We start from the raw sequence: 3237 nt of genomic DNA on the forward strand, positions 1-3237 counted from the left end.
TAGGACGAGCCCGACGCCTTCGGCCCAGCTCACACCGTCCGCCGCCGCGGCGAACGCCTTGCTGCGGCCGTCCGCGGCCAGCCCGCGCTGCCGGGAGAACTCGACGAACTCGCCCGGGGAGGACATCACCGTGACCCCGCCGGCGATCGCCAGCTCCGACTCCCCGATCCGCAGCGACTGGGCGGCCAGGTGCAGCGCGACCAGCGACGACGAGCAGGCCGTGTCGATGGTGACCGCGGGCCCCTCGAACCCGAACGTGTACGACACCCGGCCTGACAGCACGCTGCCGGCGCTGCCCAGCCCGAGATAGCCCTCCAGGTCCGGCGGCGGGTCCGCCTGGTTTGCGTAGTCGGCCACGTTCGTGCCCGCGAACACGCCGGTGCGGCTGCCGCGCAGCGCCGTCGGGTCGATCCCGGCGTTCTCCAGCAGCTCCCAGGTGGTCTCCAGCAGCAGCCGGTGCTGCGGGTCGGTGGCCAGCGCCTCGCGCGGGGAGATCCCGAAGAATTCCGCGTCGAAGTCGCCCACCGCGTCCAGGAACGCCCCGTAGCGGGTGTAGGACGTGCCGAGGTGTTCCGGGTCGGGGTCGTAGAGCGCGTCGAGGTCCCAGCCGCGGTCGTCCGGGAACTCGGTGATCGCGTCGGTACCCGACTCGACCAGCCGCCACAGTGCGTCCGGTGAGCTCGCCCCGCCCGGGAAACGGCAGGCCATGCCGACGATCGCGATCGGCTCTTGGCGTTCGCCGCGTGCCTCCCGCAGGCGCTCGCGGGTGTCGTGCAGCTCCGCGGTGACGCGGCGCAGCAGGTACCGGATCTTGTCGTCGCTCACGGTCAGCCTCTCCTGCGGGATGTGTCGGGCATGGTCACGAGATCCCGAGTTCGTTGCCGATAAAGGCGATCAGTTCGTCATCGGACGCCGAGAGCAGTTCCGATGTGCGCACACCGGTGTCCGTGCGGGTACCGGTGTCTGCGCGGGTGGTGGCGCCGTCCGGGCCGTCCAGGGCGGTTTCCTGCCCGAGGTCGCTGCCGTGTGCCGGGCCCGGGTCGGAGGCCGGGACGAGGGTCTCCCGGAGGTGGTCGGCCAGCGCCGCCGGGGAGGGGTGGTCGAAGACCAGCGTCGCGGGCAGGGCGAGCCCGGTGCGGGCCGTCAGCCGGTTGCGCAGCTCGACGGCGGCGAGCGAGTCGAAGCCCTGCTCACGGAAGTGCCGCGTGACGTCGACCCGGTCGGGCGAGGTGTGCTTCTGCACCACGGCCACCTCCGCCCGCACCAGCTCGAGCACGATCCGCCGGGCCTGGCGATCGGAGGCCTCGGCGAGCTGGCGCACCAGCGCGGTCGGGCCGTCGTCCTCGGCGTCCGCCCGCGCCTGCGCACTCCCGGCCGCTGCGGCCGCTACGCCGGGCAGCTCACGCAGCAGCGGATGCGGACGGGCGGCGGCCACCGCCGCCCAGTCTGCGTCGGCCACGACCAGCCGCGTCTCGTCTCGGTCGAGTGCCTGCGCCAGGGCCGCGAGGGCGACATCCGGGGTGATTGGTACGAAGCCCTGGTGACCGGCGTGCGCGGCGACGTCCGTAGTGGCGATGCCGGCGCCGCTCCACAGCCCCCAGGCGATCGAGGTCGCCGGCAGCCCTTCGTCCCGGCGCCGCTCGGCGAGGGCGTCGAGGTAGGCGTTACCCGGGGCGTAGTTGCCCTGGCCGGCGAGTCCGAACGTGCCGGCGATCGACGAGAACAGCACGAACGCCGTCAGGTTCGCCTCCCGTGTCAGCGCGTCCAGGTGCCGGGCGCCGCCCGCCTTGACCCGCAGCACCCGTTCCATCTGCTCGGGGGTCAGGTGGGCGAGCAGCGCGTCGTCCAGCACCGCCGCGGTGTGCACCACCGCGGTCAGGGGAAGCTGCGGCGGGATCGCCGCCAGCACCGCGGCCAGCTGACCGTGGTCGGCGACGTCGGCGGCGGCGTAGGTCACCGTGGTGCCGCTGCCGGCCAGCTCCGCCGCCAGCTCGGACGCTCCCGGCCCGTCACCGCCACGACGGCTGACCAGCAGCAGGTGCTCAGCGCCGCGCTCGGAGAGCCAGCGTGCGACATGGCCGGCCAGCGCGCCGCTGCCACCGGTGATCAGCACCGTCCCGGGTCCCGGCCGCCAGCCGTCCGTGGCACCGTCCCCGCCGTTGCCGTTGCCGTTGGCCTGCTTGCCGGCGGTGGCGGCGACGGCGGCCTTCACGCCGCCGGACAGCGCGGGCACCAGCCGGCGGGCCACCACCCCGGACGGGCGCACGGCAAGCTCGACCTCGCCGTGGCCGCCGGACAGGACACCGACGAGCTGGCGGAGCACCCGCTCGTCGGCGGACTCCGGCAGGTCGACCACACCGCCCGCACGCTGCGGGTTCTCCACACCGGCGATCGAGCGCAAGCCCCAGACCAGCGCGCCGGCCGGCGCGCTGACAGCCTCACCGGAAACGGTGGCCACCGCGCCGTGGGTCGCCAGCCACAGCGGTGCGGCGATCCCGACGTCATCGACGGCCTGGACCAGCGCCACGGTCGCGGCGAACCCGGCGGGCAGGTCGGACACCTCCGCCGTGTCGTCCCCGACGCCCAGCAGCGACAGCACACCGTCCACCGGCTCGGCCACGGCGGTGGCCAGGTCGGCGGCGAGCAGGCCTCGGGTGCTCCGCTGCCGGTCGACGGGCAGCACCACACCGTCCGGCAGCGCTCGGGTGAGCGCCGTGACCCACGGAGCGTCGTGTTGGTCGGCCGGCACCACCAGCAGCCACCGCCCGCGCGTGGGTCCGGCGGGCAGGTCGTGGATCGGCCGCCACACCACCCGGTAGCGTACGGTGTCCACCGCATCGGTGAGCCGGTGCCGTTCCCACCAGGATGCGAGGGCAGGCAGCACCTCGCCCAGCGCGGCGCGTTCCCGCTCGCGGGCGATCCCCAGCGTGTCGGCGAGTTCGTCGAGGCCGCCCTGGCGTACCGCCGCCCAGAAGCGGGAGTCTTCGGCGCCGGCCGTCGCGCTGCCGGCCGGTGCGGCGGCGGCCGGCGCCGCCTCAAGCCAGTGCCGGGTGCGTTGGAACGCGTAGGTGGGCAGGTCGACGGTCCGCGCGTCGAGACCGGAGAACACGGCCTGCCAGTCCAGGCGGGCGCCGTGGGTGTAGGCGGTGCCCACCGCGGTGGCGACCGTGACCGGCTCCGGTTCGTTGCGGCGGAGCAGGGATACGGCGATGGGGGTGGGTCGGCTGTCGCCACCAC

General features: G+C 74.6%; 2 protein-coding genes. Both read right to left on the reverse strand.

Features of this window, described 5'->3' with window-relative positions; genetic code table 11:
* On the reverse strand, window positions 1–825 hold an 825-nt coding region (locus CV1CTNOD_RS14375), incomplete at its 3' end, for a beta-ketoacyl synthase N-terminal-like domain-containing protein (protein WP_207386443.1).
* Window positions 826–859: 34 nt separating this feature from the next.
* The coding region (locus tag CV1CTNOD_RS14380; RefSeq protein ID WP_131786605.1) for an SDR family NAD(P)-dependent oxidoreductase at window positions 860–3237 on the reverse strand (2378 nt) is incomplete at its 5' end.

The sequence above is a fragment of the Protofrankia symbiont of Coriaria ruscifolia genome (assembly GCF_900634745.1).
Classification (GTDB): Bacteria; Actinomycetota; Actinomycetes; order Frankiales; family Frankiaceae; genus Protofrankia; species Protofrankia californiensis.